General features: G+C 73.0%; 19 protein-coding genes. 11 read left to right on the plus strand and 8 right to left on the minus strand.

Annotation, left to right across the window (positions count from 1 at the left end; genetic code table 11):
* Positions 1-39: 39 nt before the first annotated feature.
* Positions 40-555, plus strand: a complete 516-nt coding sequence (locus tag AB0B20_RS08405) for a peptidoglycan-binding domain-containing protein (RefSeq protein ID WP_357469207.1) — start codon at positions 40-42, stop codon at positions 553-555.
* An 85-nt stretch (positions 556-640) separates the two neighbouring features.
* Here AB0B20_RS08405 and AB0B20_RS08410 read toward each other — a convergent pair whose 3' ends face one another.
* Together AB0B20_RS08410 and AB0B20_RS08415 are read right to left on the minus strand one after the other, a co-directional pair.
* Entirely contained in the window at positions 641-1,678 is a 1,038-nt protein-coding gene (locus tag AB0B20_RS08410) for an aminotransferase class V-fold PLP-dependent enzyme (protein WP_357386563.1), read from the minus strand.
* Positions 1,627-2,886 carry a hypothetical protein gene (locus tag AB0B20_RS08415; RefSeq protein WP_357469210.1) on the minus strand — a complete coding sequence of 420 codons (1,260 nt, stop codon included), beginning with the start codon at positions 2,884-2,886 and terminating at the stop codon, positions 1,627-1,629. The genes AB0B20_RS08410 and AB0B20_RS08415 overlap by 52 nt, the downstream gene beginning before the upstream one ends.
* 135 nt (positions 2,887-3,021) lie before the next feature.
* On the opposite strand from AB0B20_RS08415, the gene AB0B20_RS08420 reads away from it, so the two are divergent.
* Positions 3,022-4,545, plus strand: a complete 1,524-nt coding sequence (locus AB0B20_RS08420) for an N-acetylmuramoyl-L-alanine amidase (protein ID WP_357386567.1) — start codon at positions 3,022-3,024, stop codon at positions 4,543-4,545.
* 48 nt (positions 4,546-4,593) lie between these two features.
* Here AB0B20_RS08420 and dnaE read toward each other — a convergent pair whose 3' ends face one another.
* The gene (gene dnaE, locus AB0B20_RS08425; protein ID WP_357386569.1) at positions 4,594-8,127 is read right to left on the minus strand and encodes a DNA polymerase III subunit alpha; all 3,534 of its coding nucleotides are present in this window, start codon (positions 8,125-8,127) and stop codon (positions 4,594-4,596) included.
* A gap of 184 nt (positions 8,128-8,311) precedes the next feature.
* Between dnaE and AB0B20_RS08430 the strand changes: the two genes are divergently transcribed.
* The 4 genes from AB0B20_RS08430 to AB0B20_RS08445 all read left to right on the plus strand — a co-directional run bounded on the left by AB0B20_RS08430 (position 8,312) and on the right by AB0B20_RS08445 (position 10,838).
* The gene (locus tag AB0B20_RS08430; protein WP_357386571.1) at positions 8,312-8,653 is read left to right on the plus strand and encodes a PadR family transcriptional regulator; all 342 of its coding nucleotides are present in this window, start codon (positions 8,312-8,314) and stop codon (positions 8,651-8,653) included.
* Positions 8,650-9,594 carry a permease prefix domain 1-containing protein gene (locus tag AB0B20_RS08435; RefSeq protein ID WP_357386573.1) on the plus strand — a complete coding sequence of 315 codons (945 nt, stop codon included), beginning with the start codon at positions 8,650-8,652 and terminating at the stop codon, positions 9,592-9,594. Before AB0B20_RS08430 ends, AB0B20_RS08435 begins: the two co-directional genes overlap by 4 nt.
* A 151-nt stretch (positions 9,595-9,745) precedes the next feature.
* Positions 9,746-10,285: an RNA polymerase sigma factor gene (locus AB0B20_RS08440; RefSeq protein WP_357386575.1), complete on the plus strand. Its 540-nt coding sequence runs from the start codon at positions 9,746-9,748 to the stop codon at positions 10,283-10,285.
* On the plus strand, positions 10,278-10,838 hold the full coding sequence (locus AB0B20_RS08445; RefSeq protein WP_357386577.1) for a hypothetical protein: 561 nt from the start codon (positions 10,278-10,280) through the stop codon (positions 10,836-10,838). Before AB0B20_RS08440 ends, AB0B20_RS08445 begins: the two co-directional genes overlap by 8 nt.
* A gap of 9 nt (positions 10,839-10,847) precedes the next feature.
* On the opposite strand, the gene AB0B20_RS08450 is transcribed toward AB0B20_RS08445, so the two are convergent.
* On the minus strand, positions 10,848-12,212 hold the full coding sequence (locus tag AB0B20_RS08450) for a serine/threonine-protein kinase (protein WP_357469213.1): 1,365 nt from the start codon (positions 12,210-12,212) through the stop codon (positions 10,848-10,850).
* 118 nt (positions 12,213-12,330) lie between these two features.
* Here AB0B20_RS08450 and AB0B20_RS08455 point away from each other — a divergent pair, with 118 nt between their 5' ends.
* A complete protein-coding gene (locus tag AB0B20_RS08455) occupies positions 12,331-12,927 on the plus strand; it encodes a hypothetical protein (protein ID WP_357387134.1) in 597 nt (198 codons plus the stop codon).
* A gap of 46 nt (positions 12,928-12,973) precedes the next feature.
* Here AB0B20_RS08455 and AB0B20_RS08460 read toward each other — a convergent pair whose 3' ends face one another.
* Complete coding sequence (locus AB0B20_RS08460; protein WP_357387132.1) at positions 12,974-13,534, minus strand: GNAT family protein; 561 nt, start codon at positions 13,532-13,534, stop codon at positions 12,974-12,976.
* An 87-nt stretch (positions 13,535-13,621) separates the two neighbouring features.
* On the opposite strand from AB0B20_RS08460, the gene AB0B20_RS08465 reads away from it, so the two are divergent.
* The 4 genes from AB0B20_RS08465 (at position 13,622) to AB0B20_RS08480 (ending at position 17,609) form a co-directional block, all read left to right on the plus strand.
* Positions 13,622-14,902, plus strand: coding sequence for a sensor histidine kinase (locus tag AB0B20_RS08465; RefSeq protein WP_357469217.1), 1,281 nt, complete (start codon positions 13,622-13,624; stop codon positions 14,900-14,902).
* Positions 14,899-15,576, plus strand: a complete 678-nt coding sequence (locus tag AB0B20_RS08470; RefSeq protein WP_357387128.1) for a response regulator transcription factor — start codon at positions 14,899-14,901, stop codon at positions 15,574-15,576. The genes AB0B20_RS08465 and AB0B20_RS08470 overlap by 4 nt, the downstream gene beginning before the upstream one ends.
* Positions 15,577-15,657: 81 nt before the next feature.
* Entirely contained in the window at positions 15,658-16,551 is an 894-nt protein-coding gene (locus AB0B20_RS08475) for an ATP-binding cassette domain-containing protein (protein WP_357387126.1), read from the plus strand.
* Positions 16,548-17,609, plus strand: coding sequence for an ABC transporter permease (locus AB0B20_RS08480; RefSeq protein WP_357387124.1), 1,062 nt, complete (start codon positions 16,548-16,550; stop codon positions 17,607-17,609). Before AB0B20_RS08475 ends, AB0B20_RS08480 begins: the two co-directional genes overlap by 4 nt.
* Before the next feature lie 88 nt (positions 17,610-17,697).
* Here AB0B20_RS08480 and AB0B20_RS08485 read toward each other — a convergent pair whose 3' ends face one another.
* The 3 genes from AB0B20_RS08485 to pdxS form a co-directional block, all read right to left on the minus strand.
* A complete protein-coding gene (locus tag AB0B20_RS08485; RefSeq protein ID WP_357469221.1) occupies positions 17,698-18,447 on the minus strand; it encodes a YebC/PmpR family DNA-binding transcriptional regulator in 750 nt (249 codons plus the stop codon).
* Positions 18,448-18,680: 233 nt separating this feature from the next.
* A complete protein-coding gene (gene pdxT, locus AB0B20_RS08490) occupies positions 18,681-19,286 on the minus strand; it encodes a pyridoxal 5'-phosphate synthase glutaminase subunit PdxT (protein WP_357387120.1) in 606 nt (201 codons plus the stop codon).
* Positions 19,287-19,358: 72 nt separating this feature from the next.
* On the minus strand, positions 19,359-20,270 hold the full coding sequence (gene pdxS / locus AB0B20_RS08495) for a pyridoxal 5'-phosphate synthase lyase subunit PdxS (protein WP_357387118.1): 912 nt from the start codon (positions 20,268-20,270) through the stop codon (positions 19,359-19,361).
* Between the last annotated feature and the right edge of the window lie 49 nt (positions 20,271-20,319).

Consider the following 20,319-nt stretch of genomic DNA (forward strand, 5'->3'; position numbering starts at 1 on the left):
TGTCCCCGGCACAGGCACCACCAGCTGGAGGGGATGCACATGCGCACACGAACCAGGGCGGTCGCGCTCACGACGGCCGCCGCCATGCTCGGAGTCCTCGCGCTCTCGGCCGCACCGGCCTCGGCGAGCGTGAGTCAGGGGTACATCGCGGGTTCCGGCGACTGGCGGGACGACTGGGGCGACGAGGGCCCGTTCTCGGCGTCGACGCGCTCGTACAGCAACGTCGTCGCCATGTGGCAGATGATCCTGTGGGCCGACGGCTACCTCACCCGCTCCGAGGTCGACTGCCGGTTCGGGCCGCAGACGACGGCCGCCACGAAGCGGTGGCAGAGCGCCCGGGGCCTCGTCGCCGACGGCGTCGTCGGGGCCAGGACCCTGTCCCGGGCGGCCACCCGCCTCGGCGTCTGGGAGAGCGAGGGCTGGTACTACTACGACGGAGCCACCGACTACTTCCAGCTCGGCCGCCGGACCGACGGCAGGTGGGACATGAGCCTCGGCCCGGACCAGGAGTGGGAGCTGCTCTCCTACACGTCCGCGACCTTCGCCGTCTGCTGACCCACAGGTACGGCCGGCGCGCGGTGGCGGGCCGGCCGTACTCCGGGTGGTCTGCGGTCGTTCTCCGGCCGCTCCCGGCCCCGGGTCAGCCGGTCAGCGCCTCGATCGCCCGGTCCACGTCCGCCTCGGTCGTGTAGAGGTGGAACGAGGCGCGGACCCGGCCGGCCCGTACCGCCGCGCGCACCCCGGCGCGGGCCAGCCGCTCCTGTGCGTCCGGCACGTCCACGCTGACGATCGCGCTGTCGCCCGGCGGGCGGCCCAGCCCGGCGAGGAACCGGTTGGCCAGCGCCACGTCGTACGCGCGCACCTCCTCCGGATCGAGGTCGGCGAGCAGTTCCAGCGCCGGCGCGGCCCCGACGTAGCACAGCCAGGACGGGGAGATGTCGAAGCGCCGGGCGTCGTCGGCCAGCCGCAGCGGCGTCCCGTAGTACGAGGCGTGCGGGTCCTCTCCGGCGTACCACCCGGCCGCGTCCGGGCGTATCCGCTCGCGCAGCGCCGGAGCCAGGTAGGCGAACGCCGCGCCGCGCGGCGACATCAACCACTTGTACGCCCCCACGACCACCGCGTCCGCGCGGTCCGCCGCGAACGGCAGCCACCCGCACGCCTGGGTGGCGTCGACCACCACGAACGCGCCGTGCGCCCGGGCCGCCGCGACGATCTCGTCGTACGGGGCCACGGTGCCGTCGGCGGACTGCACCACGCTGAACGCCACCAGGTCGGTGCCGGCGTCGATCGCGTCGGCCAGTCCGGCCAGCGGCACGGTGCGGACCCGCACGCCCCGCTCCCGCTGGACCAGCCAGGGGAACAGGATCGAGGTGAACTCGCCCTCGGGCACCACCACCGAGGCGCCGGCCGGCAGGCTCGCGGCGATCGGCGCGACCAGCTGCGACACGGCGGAGCCGATGCTCACGTCGGCGGCGTCCACACCGGTCAGCCGGGCGAACGCGGCCCGGGACCGCCCGACCGACTCGTCCCACACCTCGAACGACACCCGCCCGGTCCGCCAGTCGGCGAGCACCCGCTCCACGGCGTCGCACACCGGTTCGGGCGGCAGCCCGTAGGTGGCGGTGTTCAACCAGCCCGGCTCCGGCTGCCACAACTTCTGCGCCTGCTCCAGCTCCATGCCCCGACGCTAACCACCCCACCCCACCCCCGGCACCACCAATCCCACCCCCGTGGCCCCCACCCCGCCCCCACCCCCGCCCGCCCCGGCCCACCCCGGCCCGGCCCGGCCCGGCCCACCCCGGCCCGCGATCTTGCACTTTCCGCCCCGGCAATTGGCGCAAAGCCGCCATCCACAGGGCCGAAACCGCAAGATCGCGGGATCGGGGCGCGTGCAGGCGGGGCGGGGTGGGGTGGGGGGAGGTCGGTGAGGGCTGCGGCCAGTTCGGTTCGCACCCTCGGCAGGGGCCAGGTGGCCAGGTCCCGCAGGGAGTGGCGCCGGCGCAGGTGTCGTACCGCGGTCAGGCCGACCAGGTAGCCGCAGCGTTTGGGCAGGTCACCTGCGAGCGGCGAGTCCCGCATGAGGAAGTACGGGGCGTGGTGGTCCACGTCGGTGGCGTCGAGGTCGGCGCGGACCCGGCGCAGGATCTCCGGCCAGCGGCGGCGGCACTCGTCGAGCCAGGGGCGGTGGCCGGGGCGGCCGAACCAGAGGTACGCCTCGTCCGGCCGCCCGGGATCCAGTTCCGCGCTGACCTGGGTGGCGAGCCCTTCGGTGAACAGCGCGTTCGCCACGCCGTACTCGGGCCAGTCGCGGATCGCCGCACGCCCGTCGTGCACCACGTGCGCGGCCTCGTGCCGCACCAGCAGGCCGAGGTCCTCGGGCGGCCCGAGCTGTTTCACGGCGAGGAACAGCGCGTACCTGCCGTCCAGCTCGCCGGCCCAGCCGTTCGCCTGGTGCAGCCCGACCAGCACCACGCACTCGACCGGCCCGCCCTCGCCGGACCAGCCCAGCGCACCGGCCACCGCCGCGACGCCGCCGGGCAGCAGCGCGCGTACCGTCCCGGCGGTTGCCGCCAGATCGGCGGCGCTGTCGCGGAGTCCGTCCAGGACGGCGGCCACGCGCGCGGCGTCGGACCAGTCGCCGTCGCGGCGCAGCGCCCGGAGCACGTCCGGATGCCCGGCCAGGTAACGGGAGGTCCACGGCTGCGGCGAAGCGGACGGCTCGGCGCAGGCCAGGAAGTCGGGCACCAGGTCACGGACACGGAGCAGGTCGGCGGGCGGCATCCGCACGATGCTGCCCGGCCGCGTCCCGCCGGGCAACACCGGGACGGTACGGGCAGCCGGCGCGACCGCGCCGGGGATCTCGCCCCAACTGAAGGAAGTCTTCACGATGAAGCCCTCTTTTGCAAGGTATCGACATTGATGAGCGTCACGCTATAAGGTGCGGCGAACCGGCGACGGGAGCCCAGTCGCCCCATGCAGTCGACGAGGAGTGACGTGACAATTCGGAGACCCTCGCGTCGGGTGAGCACCCTGCTCGGCGGCGCCATGATCCTCACGATCGGCCTGACCGGTCAGCCGGCCCAGGCAGCGCCACAGCACCGCGCGCAGCCGCTCGCCGCCGCCTTCGACCGGGCCGCCGCCGGTTCCGACGTGCCGCGCGACCTGCTCGCCGCGCTCGGGTACGCCGAGACCCGCCTGGACGGCCACGGCGGCGAGCCCAGCGCCTCCGGCGGATACGGCGTGATGCACCTGACCAGCAACCCGAAGGTGCGGACCCTCGACGAGGCGGCCCGCCGGACCCGGCTGGACCGCGCCGAACTGCGCGCCCGGGACGCGGCGAACGTGGCCGGCGCGGCGGCGGTCCTGCGCTCGTACGCCGACGAGGCCGGGCTCACCGCGGCGCAGCGGGACGACGTCAACCAGTGGTACGGCCCGATCGCCCGCTACGGCGGCGCGACGGACCCGGCCACCGCCCGGCTGTACGCCGACTCCGTGTACGACCTGCTCGCCAGGGGCTTCATCGCGACCACCGCCACCGGCGAGGTCAGCGTGGCCGGCCGTCCGGTCGCACCCGAGCGGGGCCGGTACACCGACGTCGCGCCGCTGGGCAGCGGCGACTTCGGCACCCTGAGCACCGACTACGGCCCGGCGGCCTGGGTGCCGGCCAGCTCGTCCAACTACACGGCCTCCAGCCGTGAGTCGGCGTACCCGATCAACTACATCGTCATCCACACCATGCAGGGCAGCTACTCCGGCTCGATCAGCTGGTTCCAGAACCCCGCCGCCAGCGCCAGCGCGCACTACCTGCTCCGCTCCTCCGACGGTGCGGTGACGCAGATGGTCCGGGACAAGGACATCGCCTGGCACGCCGGCAACTGGACCTACAACACCCAGTCGATCGGCATCGAGCACGAGGGGTACGTCGACAACGCCTCCTGGTACACCGACGCGATGTACCGGTCGTCGGCGGCGTTGACCCGCTACCTGTGCGACAAGTACGGCATCCCCAAGACCCGCACCAACATCATCGGGCACAACCAGGTGCCGGGCGCCACGCACACCGATCCGGGGCCGAACTGGAACTGGACCTACTACATGCAGCTCGTCACCGGCGGCACCACGCCCCCGCCGACCGCCTGGTCGACCATCGTGGACAACACCACCGCCGGCCGGTTCACCGCGAGCGCCAACTGGAGCACCTCGACGTACTCGGCGCAGCGCTACGGCGCGGACTACCGGTACGCCAACCCGGTCGCGGCCAGCGACACCGCCTGGTACAAGGTGAACATCCCGGCGACAGCGACCTACCGGGTGGAGGTCTGGTACCCGGCCGTCGCCGGCTACAACACCTCCACGCCGTACATCGTGGCGACCACCAGCGGCAACCAGACGGTATCGGTGAACCAGACGGCGAACGGCGGCGCGTGGCGCTCGCTGGGCACCTTCACCCTGGCCGCCGGGGACGCCAACAAGGTGGGTGTCAGCCGGTGGACCGGCAGCACCGGGTACGTGATCGCCGACGCCATCCGCGTCACCCGCGTCTAGCGGTACGCCCGCCCCCGGCCCGGCGTCGTGCCGGGGCGCTCGGCCCGGTCAGCTCACGTTGGCCGGGCCGAGCACGCTCTTCAGGTCACCCATCAGCGCGGTGGTCGCCGCGACCCGGAACGGGCCGAGGCGCAGCGTGGTCACCTTGCCGCCGTTGAGCAGCTTGACGTGCACCTCGGTGTCGCCGGGGTGCAGCACCAGCGTCTCCTTGAGCCGTTCCACCAGCGGCGGCGTGCAGCGGTGCACCGGGATGGTGAGCGTGACCGGTTTGCTCCCCGGGGTGCTGCTGACATCCGGCATGGACATGTCCATCGCCATGATGCGCGGGGTGTCGTCGCGCCGGTCCACCCGGCCCTTGACCACCACGATGGCGTCCTCGGCGATGTACTGCCCGATCACCTCGTACGTGTTCGGGAAGAACAGCGTCTCCACGCCGCCGGCCAGGTCTTCCAGGGTGGCCGACGCCCACGCCCGGCCCTGCTTGGTGACTCGGCGCTGCACGCCGGAGAGGATGCCGGCCAGCGTGACCACCGCGCCGTCGGGCACGGTGCCCTCCTCGGACAGCGCGGCGATGGTGGTGTCGGCTGCGGCACCGAGCACATGTTCCAGGCCGAACAGCGGGTGGTCGGAGACGTACAGGCCGAGCATCTCGCGCTCGAACGCGAGCTTGTCGCGCTTGTCCCACTCCCCCTCGCCGATGACCGGCATGACAGTGGTGGTGCCGCCGGTCTCCGCCTCGCCGAAGCCGGCTCCGAACAGGTCGTACTGGCCGACCGCCTCCTTGCGCTTGACGTCGGCGTACGCGTCGATGGCGTCGGCGTGCACGGCGAGCAGGCCCTTGCGCGGGTGGCCGAGCACGTCGAACGCCCCGGCCTTGATCAGCGATTCGATCGTCTTCTTGTTGCAGACCACGGCGTCGACCTTGGACAGGAAGTCGTAGAAGTCGGCGTAGTCGCCCTTCTCCTCGCGGCAGCGCATGATCGAGGCGACCACGTTCGCGCCGACGTTGCGCACCGCGCCGAGGCCGAAGCGGATCTCCTTGCCGACCGGGGTGAACGGCCCGGCCGAGGTGTTGACGTCCGGCGGGAGCACCTGGATGCGCATCCGGCGGCACTCGGAAAGGTAGAGCGCCATCTTGTCCTTGTCGTCACCGACGGAGGTGAGCAGGGCGGCCATGTACTCGGCCGGGTAGTGCGCCTTGAGGTACGCGGTCCAGTAGGAGACCAGGCCGTACGCGGCGGAGTGCGCCTTGTTGAACGCGTAGCCGGCGAACGGCACCAGCACGTCCCACACGGCCTGGATGGCCTCGTCGGAGTAGCCGCGCTCGCGGCAGCCGTCCCGGAACGGGATGAACTCCTTGTCCAGGATCTCCTTCTTCTTCTTGCCCATCGCCCGGCGCAGCAGGTCGGCCTGGCCGAGCGTGTAGCCGGCGAGGATCTGCGCGGCGCGCTGCACCTGCTCCTGGTAGACGATCAGGCCGTACGTGGGCGCGAGGATCTCCCGCAGCGGCTCCTCCAGCTCCGGGTGGATCGGGGTGATCTCCTGGAGGCCGTTCTTGCGCAGCGCGTAGTTGGTGTGCGAGTCCACGCCCATCGGACCGGGCCGGTAGAGCGCCAGGACGGCGGAGATGTCCTCGAAGTTGTCCGGCTTCATCAGCCGCAGCAGTGAGCGCATCGGCCCGCCGTCGAGCTGGAACACGCCGAGCGTGTCACCACGGGCCAGCAGCTCGTACGCCGCCTTGTCGTCAAGCGGCAGGCCGAGCAGGTCCAGCTCCCGGCCGTGGTTGAGCTGGATGTTCTTTACCGCGTCGTCGATGATCGTCAGGTTGCGCAGGCCGAGGAAGTCCATCTTCAGCAGTCCGAGCGACTCGCAGGTCGGGTAGTCGAACTGCGTGATGATGACGCCGTCGGAGTCGCGCCGCATGAGCGGGATGTGCTCGATGATCGGCTCGGCGGACATGATGACGCCGGCGGCGTGCACACCGGTCTGCCGGATCAGGCCCTCGATGCCCTTGGCGGTCTCGATGACCTTCTTGACGTCCGGGTCGGACTCGTAGAGGCCACGGATCTCGCCGGCCTCGGCGTAGCGCGGGTGCTTCGGGTCGAAGATGCCGGACAGCGGGATGTCCTTGCCCATCACCGCCGGGGGCATGGCCTTGGTGATCCGGTCGCCTACCGCGTACGGGAAGCCGAGCACCCGGGCCGAGTCCTTGATCGCGGCCTTCGCCTTGATCGTGCCGAACGTGGCGATCTGCGCGACCTTGTCCTCGCCCCACTTGTCGGTCACGTACTTGATGACCTCACCGCGCCGGCGCTCGTCGAAGTCGATGTCGACATCCGGCATGGAGACGCGCTCGGGGTTCAGGAACCGCTCGAAGATCAGGCCGTGCGGGATCGGGTCGAGGTCGGTGATGCCCAGCGCGTACGCCACGAGCGAGCCGGCCGCCGAGCCACGCCCCGGGCCGACCGCGATGCCCTGGCTCTTGGCCCACTGGATGAAGTCGGCGACCACGAGGAAGTACGACGGGAAGCCCATCTGGATGATGACGCCCAGCTCGTACTCGGCCTGGACGACGTGGCCCTCGGGGATGCCGTTCGGGAAGCGGCGCTTGAGCCCCGCGAAGGTCTCCTTGCGGAACCAGGACTCCTCGGTCTCGCCCTCGGGGATCGGGAACCGCGGCATCAGGTTGTGGAACGTGAACATGCCGGCCGGGTCGACCTTCTCGGCCACCAGCAGCGTGTTGCGGCAGCCCTGCTGCCACAGTTCGGAGGAGTCGACGGCGCGCATCTGGTCGGCGGACTTGACGAAGTAGCCGCCGCCCTCGAAGCGGAACCGGTTCGGGTCGGCCACGTTGCTGCCGGTCTGTACGCAGAGCAGCACGTCGTGCGCCTCGGCCTGCGCCTCGTGGGTGTAGTGCGAGTCGTTCGTGACCACCGGCGGGATGTCGAGCTTGCGGGCGATCTCGGTGAGCCCGTCGCGGACCCGGCGCTCGATGTCGAGGCCGTGATCCATGATCTCCAGGAAGTAGTTGTCCTTGCCGAAGATGTCCTGGTACGCGGCGGCGACCTTGAGCGCCTCGTCGAACTGGCCCAGCCGCAGCCGGGTCTGCACCGCGCCGGAGGGGCAGCCGGTGGTGGCCATGATGCCCTCGGCGTGCTCGGCGATCAGCTCCATGTCCATCCGGGGCCACTTCACGTAGTGGCCCTCCATGGAGGCGCGGGAGTTGAGCTTGAACAGGTTGTGCAGGCCGTCGCGGTTGGCCGCCCACATGGTCATGTGGGTGATCGCGCCGTTACCGGAGACGTCGTCGCTCTTCTGCTCGGGGCGCCCCCACTTGACCCGGGCCTTGTGGAAGCGCGACTCCGGCGCGACGTACGCCTCGACGCCGAGGATGGGCTTGACCCCGGCGTCCATGGCCTGCTTGTAGAAGTCGTTCGCGCCGTGCATGTTGCCGTGGTCGGTGATCGCCACCGCCGGCATGCCGAGCCGCGCCGCCTCGGCGAAGAGGTCCTTGAGCCGGGCCGCCCCGTCCAGCATCGAGTACTCGGTGTGTACGTGCAGATGCGCGAACGAATCGCCCATGCGTGGCGCCCCCCGGGTTGTGGATCAAGCTGCGTCGGAGTCGACCGACCCACCCTACCGAGGCGGCCCTGCGGGCTCCACCGCCCACACCGAGGGTGCTCCGTCTCTCTCCGACCGACAGGTGTGCGGCACGCGGCGTTCTGCTCTATTGCAATAGTGTGTGACACACACTATTGTGTTGAGCATGGTCAGCGACGAGGTCCTCCGGACCCACCTCCAGGAGCTACGGCGCGGCACGGTCGTGGTGGCCAGCCTGGTCGCCCTGCGCCGCCCCGACTACGGATACGCCCTGCTGCAACGGCTGGCCGCGCACGGCTTCGCGGTCGACGCCAACACGCTCTACCCGCTGCTGCGCCGCCTGGAGGACCAGGGCCTGCTCACCAGCGAGTGGAACACCGAGGAGAGCCGGCCGCGCAAGTTCTACCGGACCAGCGCCGACGGCGACGCCGTGCTGAACCTCCTGCTCGACGACATGACCGCGGTGCGGACGTCCGTCACCGAACTGATCGAAGGAGCGGAACGATGAGTTCCCTGACCGACCGTTACGTCGCCGCCACCATGCGGGCCGTGCCCGCGCAACGCCGCCTGGAGCTCGCCGAGGAGCTGCGCGGCTCCATCGCCGACATGATCGACGACCGGACCTCGGGCGGGCAGGACCACGCCTCCGCCGAGCGCGAGGTGCTCACCGAGCTGGGCCATCCGGAGAAGCTCGCGGCCCGCTACAGCGACCGCACCCTGCAACTCATCGGCCCGCGCTACTACCTGACGTGGTGGCGGCTGCTGCGGCTGCTGCTCACGTACATCCCGGCGATCGTCGGCGTGCTCGCCGGCCTCACCAAGGCGCTTGTCGACGGCGAGCCGGGCGCGGCGATCGGCACGGCGGTCGTGGCCGCGATGCAGACCGCGGTGCAGATCGCGTTCTGGGTCACGCTGGTGTTCGCCCTGCTGGAGCGCACCCGGACCCCGCTCGGGCTGCCCGAGTGGACCGTCGACCAGCTCCCCGAGGAGAGCCGGGAGCGGCAGATCAGCCACTCCGACAGCATCGCCTCGGTGGTGTTCCTGCTCGCCACCGTCGGTGGTCTGATCGGTCAGCACTTCCAGCGCTGGACCACCGACGGCGGCTCCCGGATGCCGGTGCTCGACCCGGCGCTCTGGAGCTTCTGGCTGCCGGCCCTGATCGTGGTGCTGCTGGCCACCGTCGGCCTGGAGATCGCCAAATACCGGTCCGGCCGGTGGACCTGGCCGCTGGTGGCGGTCAACGCGGTGCTCAACGTGGCCTTCGCCGCCCCGGTGCTCTGGCTGCTCGCCACCGACCGGCTGCTCAACCCGGAGCTGGTCGAGCGGTTCGCCTGGCTGCGCGACGGCGGCACCGTCGAGTTCGCCCGGGTGGCGGGCGCGGTGGTCGTGCTGGTCGCGATCTGGGATGTGATCGACAGCGCGATCAAGGCCGGACGCGCCACCCGCTGACGCCCGGCTACGGTCCCCGCGACCTCGCTCTCGCCCCGGTGCCGTCGGCGCCGGGGCGAGACGCCGTCGGCTGCCCGACTCAGCCGGGGCGGACCGGCCACCCGGGGCATAGCCTGAGGTCCGGACCACCGGCGAGCACTGGGACGCCCTGATGCCCCTCCCCGACGGCACGGACGAGCTGGCCCGGTCGGCGGCACTCGGCGACCGCACGGCCCTCGACGCCCTGCTGGCCGCCGTACGGCCAGAGGTGCTGCGGCAGTGCGCGCGGCTGCTGCCCCACCGGCAGGACGCCGAGGAGGCCTGCCAGGACGCCCTGCTCGCGCTCGCGCACGGGATCACCGGGTTCGAGGGGCGGTCGTCGTTCGACACCTGGCTCTACCGGATCACCGCCAACCGGGCCCGCTCCACCTACCGCACGTTGCGGCGACGGTGGCAGCGGGAGGCCGGCGGGGTCCCGCTGCCGGACCCGCCCGACCCCCGCCGGACGAGCGTGGTCGCCGGCACCCGGCTCGACCTGCTGGACGCGCTCGACGCGGTCCCGCCGGACCTCGCCGAGGCGGTGACCCTGCGCGACGTGCTCGGGCTGAGCTACCGGGAGATCGCCGGCCTGCTCGACGTGCCGGAGGGCACCGTCAAGTCCCGCATCCACGAGGCCCGGCGGCAACTGCGGCTACGGCTGTCCGATGCGTGAGCCGGCCCGCCGGCGGGGCGGCGTCGCGCTCGTCGTACTCGCCGCCCTCGCCGCGACGCCCGCCTGCGCCGGCCGCCCGGTCTCGCCACTTCCGGCACGGCCGGCGGTGACAAGCGCCGTCGCCGCCGCGCCACCCACCACCGCGAGGCCGCCCGGGCCCACCCCGGCACCGCCGGGGAGCACGCCGGCCCCGTCGAGCAGCAGACCGGCGGTCCCGCGTACGCGGCCACGACCACCGGCCGCGCCCCGGACCACAAAGCCCGCCCCGCCGGTACGCACCACCGCCCCGGCCGCGTGCTTCGGGCCGGTCCGCCACGACCTGATCCTGGCCGAGACCGAACTGGCGCTGGTGCGGTCGCTCTGCTTCGCCGCCGGTGGAATCCTGCGTATCCGGGGCATCGGCCCGGGTGAGGTGACGGTGGACCGCGAGGATCTAGCCTCGCAGAGCTACGAGGCCGGCGTGGTGGACATCCGGTTCGTGCGCACCGGCACCGTCGTCGTCACCATCCCGCAGGACGGGCGGGCGTACCCCATCACAGTGGTGGTGGTCTGACCGCGCCGCCTACCCGGCCCGTACCCCGGCGAGCACGCCGTCGACGAAGTCCGCGCCCGCGTCCGGCGGCGGGACGAGCTGGACGTAGAGCAGGCCGGCCCGGCCGGTCGCCGGCCCGGCCGCCTCGACGATCACCGGGCGGCCGGTGGGGCAGGTGTACGTGACGACGGTCCACTCGACGCCGCCCTGCCGGGTACGCCGCGGCGGTGCCGCGACGCAGTCGGCGTGCGGCCGTCCGGCGAGGAAGGCCGCCGGACCGGTCCGGCGAGCCGCACCGGTGGCGAGACCGACGAACGCGCCGGGCAGCATGGGGTCGGCCGCCCAGTTCCCCGGGTCCGGGGAGATCACCAGCGCCGGTTCGAGGCGGCCGTCGTCGCCGTACCGTCCGGCCCAGCCGGTTCCCTCGGCCCGCCAGCCCGACGGCAGGAGCACGGTCAGCGGCCCGCTGCGGCCCACCGCACCGGCCGCAACGGGGTGGATCGCGTCCCCCGCGCCCGTGACGGCGACGGCGAGCGTCACCGCGACCGCGGCGACGGCCGGCACCGGGCGCGGTGCCCGCCGGGGCGGGGGCGGGGCGGGCCCACCCGCCACCGCGCGCCGCAGCGCCCGCCGGAACGCGTCCGCGTCCGGGTGGCGGTCGGCCGGGCGTACGGCGGTGGCGGTCCGCAGCACGGCGTCCACGGCGGCCGGCACCCCGGGACGCAGGCGTGAACCGGCCGGCCGTTGCTCGACCGGCCCGCCCGGTGGGCCCGCCCGGCCGAGCAGCCGCAGTCCCAGGCGGCCCAGTCCGAACACGTCGGCGCGGGTGTCGACCACCGCCAGCGGGTCGTCCTGCTCCGGCGCCATGTAGCCGGGCGTGCCGGCCCGGGCGGTCAGCCCGGAGGCGGAGGCGAGCGCCTTGGCCAGCCCCAGGTCGGCGATGAGCACCCGCTCACCGTCCGGGCCGGAGTGGAACAGGACGTTGCTCGGTGTCAGGTCCCGGTGCACCACCCGGTGCCGGTGCAGCACCGCCACCCCGGCCGCGATCTCGTCCAGCACCGACAGGGCCTCCGTCACCGGCAGCGGGCCCCGGGCCAGCCGGTCCCGCAGGCTGCCGCCGTCGGCCCAGGCCAGCACGGCGTACGGGCGGCCGTCGGGCAGCTCCCCCACGGCGTGCACCCGGACCAGGCGGTCGTGGTCCAGCCGCCGCAGCAGCCGGGCCTCGTCGAGGAACCGTTCCCGCACCCGCAGGTCGTGGCTCCAGTTCTCGGCCAGCACCTTGACCGCCACCCGGCCGGCGAGGGCGGGGTCGTACGCGAGCCAGACCGTGGCGAAGGACCCCGTGCCGAGCAGGCGCTCCACCCGGTACGCCCCGATCCACGTCGGCGTGATCACCGCACCACCTCCGGGACCGCCACCCGGGCCACCACGTCGACGGTAGACGATCCACCGAACCGAACCGCCGCGGCCGGAGACCAACAGGACAGGAGAACCCGACGGAAGGAGATCCACCATGAACCGTCTCGCGTCCACCGTCCTCGCCGCTCTACTGGCGCTGGCCGCCGCCGTGCCGGTCGCCGCACCGGCCGCCTCCGCCGCACCGGTGCGCACGGCGGCCACCGGTGGCGATGCCGGCACGCCGGTGCGCGCCCGGTCGGCGGTCCCGGAGAACGCGGTGCTCAGTGTCCGGGGCGCCGGCCCGTTCCGGATCGGCGCCCGGCTGGACCGGCTCGTCGCGGCCGGCCTGATCGACTGGACGGCGCCCGGCTGCCCCGGAGTCGTGCACGCCGGTGTCACCGGCTCCTGGGCCGGCGCGATCCTGCTGGCCTTCCGGGACGGCCGGCTCGTGTCGGTGGGCACGGCCACCGCGCCGCCGCGCTCCCCGGCCGGCGGGTCGGTCGGGATGTCCTTCGCCGAGCTGGAGCACGTCTACGGACCGCGCGGCAGCATGATCCGCAACGACGCGGGTGACGCCGAGGCGTACCTGGTCCGGTTCGGGTCGCGGGTCGAGCTGTTCAGCGACCACCCGATCCGGCCCGGGGCCGGCTACTACGAGGCCGGTCTGGCGTCGTACGTCGAGCGGGGGTTCCGGCAGGGCTGCTGCTGCTGAGGGCGGCGGGCCCGGCCGTCGTGCCGGGCCCGCGTCCGGCGGCCGCTCAGGTCGCCGCCCGCCACTCGCGGGCCAGCACCGCATAGACCACCTCGTCGGTCCACTCCCCCTTGACGAACTCGTTCTCCCGCAGGTGCGCCTCCCGGCGCATGCCCAGCCGCTCCAGCACCCGGGCCGACGCGGTGTTGCGGGCGTCCAGCCGGCCGACGATCCGGTGCAGCCCCAGCCCGTCGAAGCCGATCCGCAGCAGTTCCCGGGCCGCCTCGGTGACGTACCCCCGGCCGGTGTGCGCGGGATGCGCCACGTACCCGATCTCGCCCTGCCGGTGCTCCCCGCTGGTCCAGCTCAGCAGCACGTCCCCGGCGAACTCGCCGGTGCCCGCCAGCGTCACGGCGAGATTGAGCACGTCGCCGGGGGCACGCAGCGCGGTCCGCCGGACCAGCCGCTCGATGGCGGCGCGGGCGGCGGCGTCGTCGTACGGCTGGTGGTAGAGGTAGCGGGTCACCTCCGGGCGGCCCCGGTAGTCCCGGACCACCGCGAGGTCGTCGGCGGTGAAGGCGCGCAGCACCAGGCGCTCGGTGCGCAACGGCAGATCGGGCACGAACACCCCGGCAGGCTACGTCGCGGTTGTCGTCCGGCCCACCCGATTACGCCCCGGGCACCGCACCGGGCGCGGCGGTGGCATGGTCGTACGGTGAGCACCGCAACCACCACCGCCTGGCGCCGGCCGGTTCCCACCGCCGCGCAGTTGCGCGCCGACCTCTGGGTCGGGCTCGCGGTCACCGTGCTGGCCCTGTTCGAGCTGACGCTGGCGCACAGCACCGGGGCCTTCCTGCTCGGGCCGCCGCCGAGCCTCGGCGAGCAGGTCTGGTGGACGGTGGCGGTGACCGCCCCGCTCACCGTACGGCGGCGGTGGCCCGCCACCGTCGCGGTGCTCGTCTCGATCGCGTTCATCGCCGGGCAGGCACGGGCGGTGCCGCTCGCCCAGCTCCCCTCGGGCGCGTTGTTCGCCGCCCTGTTCACGCTCGGCGCGTGGGGCGCCGACCGGCGGCTGGCCGGGCGGCTGCGCGCCGGCATCATCGTGGCGATGTTCGGCTGGCTCGCGCTGTCGCTCGCGCTGCGGGCCGACCAGATCTCGGCGGCCTCCTTCGCCGACGCCGCCGGCCCGGTGCCGCCGGTACTCGCGGCGGTGGTCAACGGGGTGTTCTACAACGTGCTGTTCTTCGGGTTCGCCTACTATTCCGGGCAGACCGCCTGGGTGGCCGCCCGCCGCCGGCACGAACTGCGGGAGCAGGCCGAGCAGCTGCGCCGGTCACAGGCCGAGGCGCGCGAGCGCGCGGTGATGGGCGAGCGGGTCCGCATCGCCCGGGAGCTGCACGACGTGGTGGCCCACCACGTCTCGGTGATGGGCGTGCAGGCCGCCGCGTGCCGGCGTGTCTTCGACCGCGACCGGGACAAGGCGCGTACCGCGCTGGCCGCGATCGAGGAGACGGCCCGCACCTCGGTCGACGAGCTGCGCCGGATGCTCGGTGTGCTGCGCGACCCGGCCGGCGCGGCCGCCGCGCCGGAGGACACCGCCGGCATCGAGGACGTCCGCGCGCTCGTGGACCGGGCCCGGGAGACCGGGCTGCGGGCCGAACTCGGGGTGTACGGCGAGCCGGTGCCGCTGCCGCGCTCGGTGTCGCAGGCGGCGTACCGGATCGTGCAGGAGGCGGTGACGAACGTGGTCAAGCACGCCCACGCGACCACGCTCGACGTGCGCATCCGCTATCTGGCGAGGGAACTGGAGATCGACGTGAGCGACGACGGGCACGGCGGCGCGCCGGCCGCCGGGGCCGGGCTCGGCCTGATCGGCATGCGGGAACGGGTCGCCGCGCACGGCGGTGAGGTGGAGGCCGGGCCACGCCCCGGCGGCGGGTTCCGGGTCCGGGCCCGCATGCCGCTGCCGGTCGAGGCCACCGGGCGGGCGGCGTGACCGCGCCGGTACGGGTGCTGCTCGTCGACGACCAGCACCTGGTCCGGACCGGTTTCCGGGTCATCCTGGAGGTGGAGGACGACATCGAGGTGGTCGGCGAGGCCGCCGACGGGCAGCGTGCCGTGTCGATGGCGACCGCGCTGCGGCCGGACGTGGTGCTGATGGACGTGGAGATGCCCGTCCTCGACGGGCTGGAGGCCACCCGCCGGATCACCGCCGACGCGACGCCGGGCGGCCCGGCGGTGCTGATCCTCACCACGTTCGACCACGACGACTACCTGTTCGCCGCGCTGCGGGCCGGGGCGAGTGGCTTCCTGCTCAAGAACGGCACCCCGGAGGACCTGGTCGAGGCGGTGCGGGTGGTGGCGCGCGGCGAAGGGCTGATCGCGCCGTCGCTCACCCGGCGGGTGATCTCCACGTTCGCCCGGCCCGGCGCGGCGCCGCCGGACCCCCGGCACGACGCGGCGACGGCGGACCTGACCCCGCGCGAGCGGGAGGTGCTGGAGCTGGTCGCGAGCGGGGCCAGCAACGCCGAGATCGCGGACGTCCTGCGCGTCGGCGAGGCGACGGTGAAGACCCACGTCAGCCGCGTCCTGGCGAAGCTGGGGTTGCGCGACCGGGTGCAGGCGGTGGTGTTCGCGTACGAGCACGGCGTGGTGCGGCCCGGGGGATGACGCCCGTCCCCCACGCGACGGACCTCGTGATCGCCCCACGGTGGGACGACGGGAGCGACGGCCGGCCGTAGCGTCGGGATCATGACCAGCGTGCTCCGCCTCGACGGCGTCGACCGCAGCTTCGGCGGCCGTCAGGTGCTCAAGGACGTCTCCTTCGACGTGACCGCCGGGCGCATGACCGGATTCGTCGGCGGCAACGGCGCCGGCAAGACCACCACCATGCGGATCGTTCTCGGCGTGCTCGCCCCGGACGCCGGGCAGGTGACATGGCGGGGGCGGCCGCTCACCCGCGAGGCCCGGGCCCGGTTCGGCTACATGCCGGAGGAACGCGGCCTCTATCCCAAGATGACGCCCCGCGAGCAGGTGGTCCACCTCGGCCGCCTGTACGGGCTGGACGCCGCAGGTGCGCGCCGGCGTACCGACGCGCTGCTGGAGCGGGTCGGTCTGGGCGAGCGGGCCGACGACCTGCTGGAGACGCTGTCGCTCGGCAACCAGCAGCGCGCGCAGATCGCCGCCGCGCTGGTGCACGACCCGGAGGTGCTGATCCTGGACGAGCCGTTCTCCGGGCTCGACCCGCTCGCCGTCGACATGGTGGTGGCGGTGCTGCGGGAGCGCGCCGCCGCCGGAGCGCCGGTGCTGTTCTCCAGCCACCAGCTCGACGTGGTGGAGCGGCTCTGCGACGACCTGGTGCTCATCGCGGGCGGCACGATCCGGGCCGCCGGCGCCCGCGAGGAGCTGCGCGCCGCGTACACCCTGCCCCGGTTCTCGCTCGTGGTCGACGGCGACGCCGGCTGGCTGCGCGACCAGCCCGGCGTGCGGCTTGTCGACCTCGACGGCGCGCGCGCCGTGTTCGAGGTGGACCCGCCCGCCGACGACCAGGCGGTGCTGCGCGCGGCGCTGGAGCGCGGCCCGGTCCGCGCGTTCGGCCCGGTCACCCCGTCCCTCGCCGAGATCTTCCGAGAGGTCAACCAGTGAACACGTTCCAGGCCACCCGGCTGGTCGCGGCCCGCGAGATCAAGGTCAAGATCCGCGACAAGACGTTCCTCTACAGCACGCTTATCTTCCTGCTGCTCGCCGTCGTCGCCACTGTGGTGCCGGCGCTGATGAGCAGCGGTCCGTCCACGGTCGCGGTGACCGCGGCCGGCGCCGATCCGCTGCGCGCGGCCGGGCTGGACGTCATGCTCGTCGCCGACGACGGCGCCGCCGAACAGGCGGTACGCGACGGCGACGCGGACGCCGCGGTGGTCGCCGGTCCGGTCGTGGTCGCCGACGAGCGGGCCCCGGACGACGTGGTCTCCGCGCTCAGCGCGGCCCCGCAGGTGAAGCTGCTGGACCCGGACGCGGTGGATCCGCTCGTCGGCTACCTGGTGCCGTTCGCCTTCGCGTTCGTCTTCTTCTTCATGTCCCAGACGTTCGGGTTGCAGATCGCGCAGAGCGTCACCGAGGAGAAGCAGACCCGGATCGTGGAGATCCTGGTCGCCGCCGTGCCGGCCCGGGCGCTGCTGGCCGGCAAGATCCTCGCGGCGGGCGCGCTGGCGCTGGGACAGATCACCCTGATCGCGGCCGTCGCGCTGATCGGCATGCGCCTGACCGACGGCGGCGACCTGCTCGGCCTGATCGCACCCGCGATCGGCTGGTTCGTGCCGTTCTTCCTGTGCGGTTTCCTGCTGCTGGCGGCGATGTGGGCGGCCGCCGGGGCGCTGGTGAACCGCCAGGAGGACATCGCCGGGGCGTCCACCCCGGTGCAGCTCGCCGTGATGGCGCCGTTCTTCGCGGTGGTGTTCCTCAACGACAACGCCGCCGCGATGCGGATCCTGTCCTACCTGCCGATCTCCGCGCCGACCGCGATGCCGGTACGGCTGTTCACCGGCGACGCGGCCACGTGGGAGCCGTTCGTGTCGCTGGCGCTGCTGCTGCTCGCGGCGGCCGGGTTCCTGCTCGCCGGGGCCCGGATCTACGAGGGTTCGCTGCTGCGCACCAACGGGCGGACCTCGGTACGGACGGCGTGGCGGCAGCGCGAGCCGATCGGCTGACCACGCGAGACGCGGAGTTGACCACGCGAGACGCGGAGCGCCGGCCACCCGATCACGGGGTGGCCGGCGCTCGGCACGTCGGGCGGGGTCAGCCGACGGCGGCCATGACCTCGTCGGAGACGTCGAAGTTGGCGAAGACGTTCTGCACGTCGTCGCAGTCCTCCAGCACGTCGATCAGCTTGAAGATCTTGCGTGCGCCCTCCTCGTCCAGCGGCACGTTCACGCTGGGGATGAGGGAGGACTCGGCCGACTCGTACTCGATGCCGGCGTCCTGCAGCGCGGTGCGGACCGCGACCAGGTCACCCGGCTCGGAGACCACCTCGTACGCCTCGCCGAGGTCGTTGACCTCCTCCGCGCCCGCGTCGAGGACGGCCATCATCACGTCGTCCTCGCTGGTGCCGGCCTTGGGGACGATCACGACGCCCTTGCGGGAGAACATGTACGACACCGAGCCCGCGTCGGCCAGCGAGCCGCCGTTGCGGGTCAGCGCGGTGCGCACCTCGGTCGCCGCCCGGTTGCGGTTGTCGGTGAGGCACTCGATCAGCATCGCCACGCCGTTCGGGCCGTAGCCCTCGTACATGATGGTCTGCCAGTCGGCGCCGCCGGCCTCCAGGCCGGAGCCGCGCTTGACCGCGCGGTCGATGTTGTCGTTCGGGACCGAGTTCTTCTTCGCCTTCTGGATGGCGTCGTAGAGAGTCGGGTTGCCGGCCGGGTCACCACCGCCGGTACGGGCGGCCACCTCGACGTTCTTGATCAGCTTGGCGAACATCTTGCCGCGCTTGGCGTCGATGACCGCCTTCTTGTGCTTGGTCGTCGCCCACTTTGAGTGGCCGGACATCTGTTACCTCCGTTGCTACCCGCCGTCTGCATCGACCGCACCACACGCCCCGCTCCCCCGCCGGCTCACGCCGACGCCGAGGTGCCGTGATCTCTGCTGGGAGCCGCGGCGGGCTGATGGCCCTGCCGAATCTCGGCAATCCTACCGGCGCGCGGCGGGTGGCTGTCACGCGCCGCACGGCACCGGCCCGCCCCAGGTCGCCCGAACCGGCACAAGCACGGCAGATCGGGTGGTCAGGACGCGGCCCGGACCAGCTCCACGAAGTGGCGGTGCAGGCGCAGGTCACCGGTCAGTTCCGGATGGAACGAGGTGGCCAGCAGGTTGCCCTGCCGTACCGCGACGATCCGGTCCGCGGCCGGGCCGTCGGTCACCCGGCCGAGCACCTCGACGTCCGGGCCGACGCGCTCGACCCAGGGCGCGCGGATGAACACGGCGTGGAACGGGCCGCCGTCGACGCCGGTGAGCGCCACCGGCGCCTCGAACGAGTCGACCTGACGGCCGAACGCGTTGCGCCGCACCGTCATGTCGACGCCCGCGAAGCCACGCTGGTCGGGTCGGCCGTCCAGCACCCGCGCGGCCAGCATGATCATGCCGGCGCAGGAGCCGTAGACCGGCATGCCGGCGGCGATCCGCTTGTCGATCGGCTCGCGCATCTCGAAGATGTCCACCAGCTTGCTGATCGTGGTCGACTCGCCGCCGGGCACCACCAGGCCGTCGACCGCGTCCAGCTCGCCCGGGCGCCGCACCGGCCGGGCGTCGGCGCCCGCGCCGGTCAGCGCCGCGACGTGCTCGCGTACGTCGCCCTGAAGCGCGAGCACGCCGATCACCGGTACGGCCACGATGCTCCTCCGGGGTGTTAAGAGGGGGCCCCGCCTCTACCGCAGGCGTTAACAGGGGGCCCTTCCTTGCGCTCACCAGCCGCGCTCGGCGAGGCGGTGCGGCTGGGGGATCTCGTCGACGTTGATGCCGACCATCGCCTCGCCCAGCCCGCGCGACACCTTGGCGAGCACGTCCGGGTCGTCGTGGAACGTGGTCGCCTTGACGATCGCCGCGGCCCGCTGGGCCGGGTTGCCGGACTTGAAGATGCCCGAGCCGACGAAGACGCCCTCCGCGCCGAGCTGCATCATCATGGCCGCGTCGGCGGGGGTCGCGATGCCACCGGCGGTGAACAGCACGACCGGCAGCTTGCCCAGCTCGGCGACCTCCTTGACCAGCTCGTACGGGGCCTGCAGCTCCTTGGCCGCGACGTACAGCTCGTCGTCGGGCAGCGTCTGGAGCCGGCGGATCTCCTGCCGGATCCTCCGCATGTGGGTGGTGGCGTTGGAGACGTCGCCGGTGCCCGCCTCGCCCTTCGAGCGGATCATCGCGGCGCCCTCGGTGATCCGGCGCAGCGCCTCACCCAGGTTCGTCGCCCCGCACACGAACGGGACGGTGAACGCCCACTTGTCGATGTGGTTGGCGTAGTCGGCCGGGGTCAGCACCTCGGACTCGTCGACGTAGTCGACGCCGAGCGCCTGGAGGATCCGCGCCTCGACGAAGTGACCGATGCGGGCCTTTGCCATCACCGGGATCGAGACGGCCTGGATGATGCCGTCGATCATGTCCGGGTCGCTCATCCGGGACACGCCGCCCTGCGCGCGGATGTCGGCAGGCACGCGTTCCAGGGCCATCACGGCCACCGCGCCGGCGTCCTCGGCGATCTTCGCCTGCTCGGGGGTGACCACGTCCATGATCACACCGCCCTTGAGCATCTCGGCCATGCCGCGCTTGACGCGGGCGGTGCCGACGGCGGTGGCGGCGGTCGGGGCTGCGGATTCAGACACGGGACATCGCTCCTCGGCGCACTCGGGAGGTGACTGCGCAGGAATGCTA

The sequence above is a fragment of the Micromonospora sp. NPDC049151 genome (assembly GCF_040648395.1).
Lineage (GTDB): Bacteria > Actinomycetota > Actinomycetes > Mycobacteriales > Micromonosporaceae > Micromonospora.

Excerpts from the sequence above, each read along its gene's own strand:
- AB0B20_RS08405 (WP_357469207.1), top strand. The coding sequence starts at position 40 with ATGCGCACACGAACCAGGGCGGTCGCGCTCACGACGGCCGCCGCCATG.
- AB0B20_RS08410 (WP_357386563.1), bottom strand. The coding sequence starts at position 1,678 with ATGGAGCTGGAGCAGGCGCAGAAGTTGTGGCAGCCGGAGCCGGGCTGG.
- dnaE (WP_357386569.1), bottom strand. The coding sequence starts at position 8,127 with ATGGGCGATTCGTTCGCGCATCTGCACGTACACACCGAGTACTCGATG.
- AB0B20_RS08430 (WP_357386571.1), top strand. The coding sequence starts at position 8,312 with ATGGTCAGCGACGAGGTCCTCCGGACCCACCTCCAGGAGCTACGGCGC.
- AB0B20_RS08435 (WP_357386573.1), top strand. The coding sequence starts at position 8,650 with ATGAGTTCCCTGACCGACCGTTACGTCGCCGCCACCATGCGGGCCGTG.
- AB0B20_RS08440 (WP_357386575.1), top strand. The coding sequence starts at position 9,746 with ATGCCCCTCCCCGACGGCACGGACGAGCTGGCCCGGTCGGCGGCACTC.
- AB0B20_RS08445 (WP_357386577.1), top strand. The coding sequence starts at position 10,278 with ATGCGTGAGCCGGCCCGCCGGCGGGGCGGCGTCGCGCTCGTCGTACTC.
- AB0B20_RS08455 (WP_357387134.1), top strand. The coding sequence starts at position 12,331 with ATGAACCGTCTCGCGTCCACCGTCCTCGCCGCTCTACTGGCGCTGGCC.
- AB0B20_RS08475 (WP_357387126.1), top strand. The coding sequence starts at position 15,658 with ATGACCAGCGTGCTCCGCCTCGACGGCGTCGACCGCAGCTTCGGCGGC.
- AB0B20_RS08485 (WP_357469221.1), bottom strand. The coding sequence starts at position 18,447 with ATGTCCGGCCACTCAAAGTGGGCGACGACCAAGCACAAGAAGGCGGTC.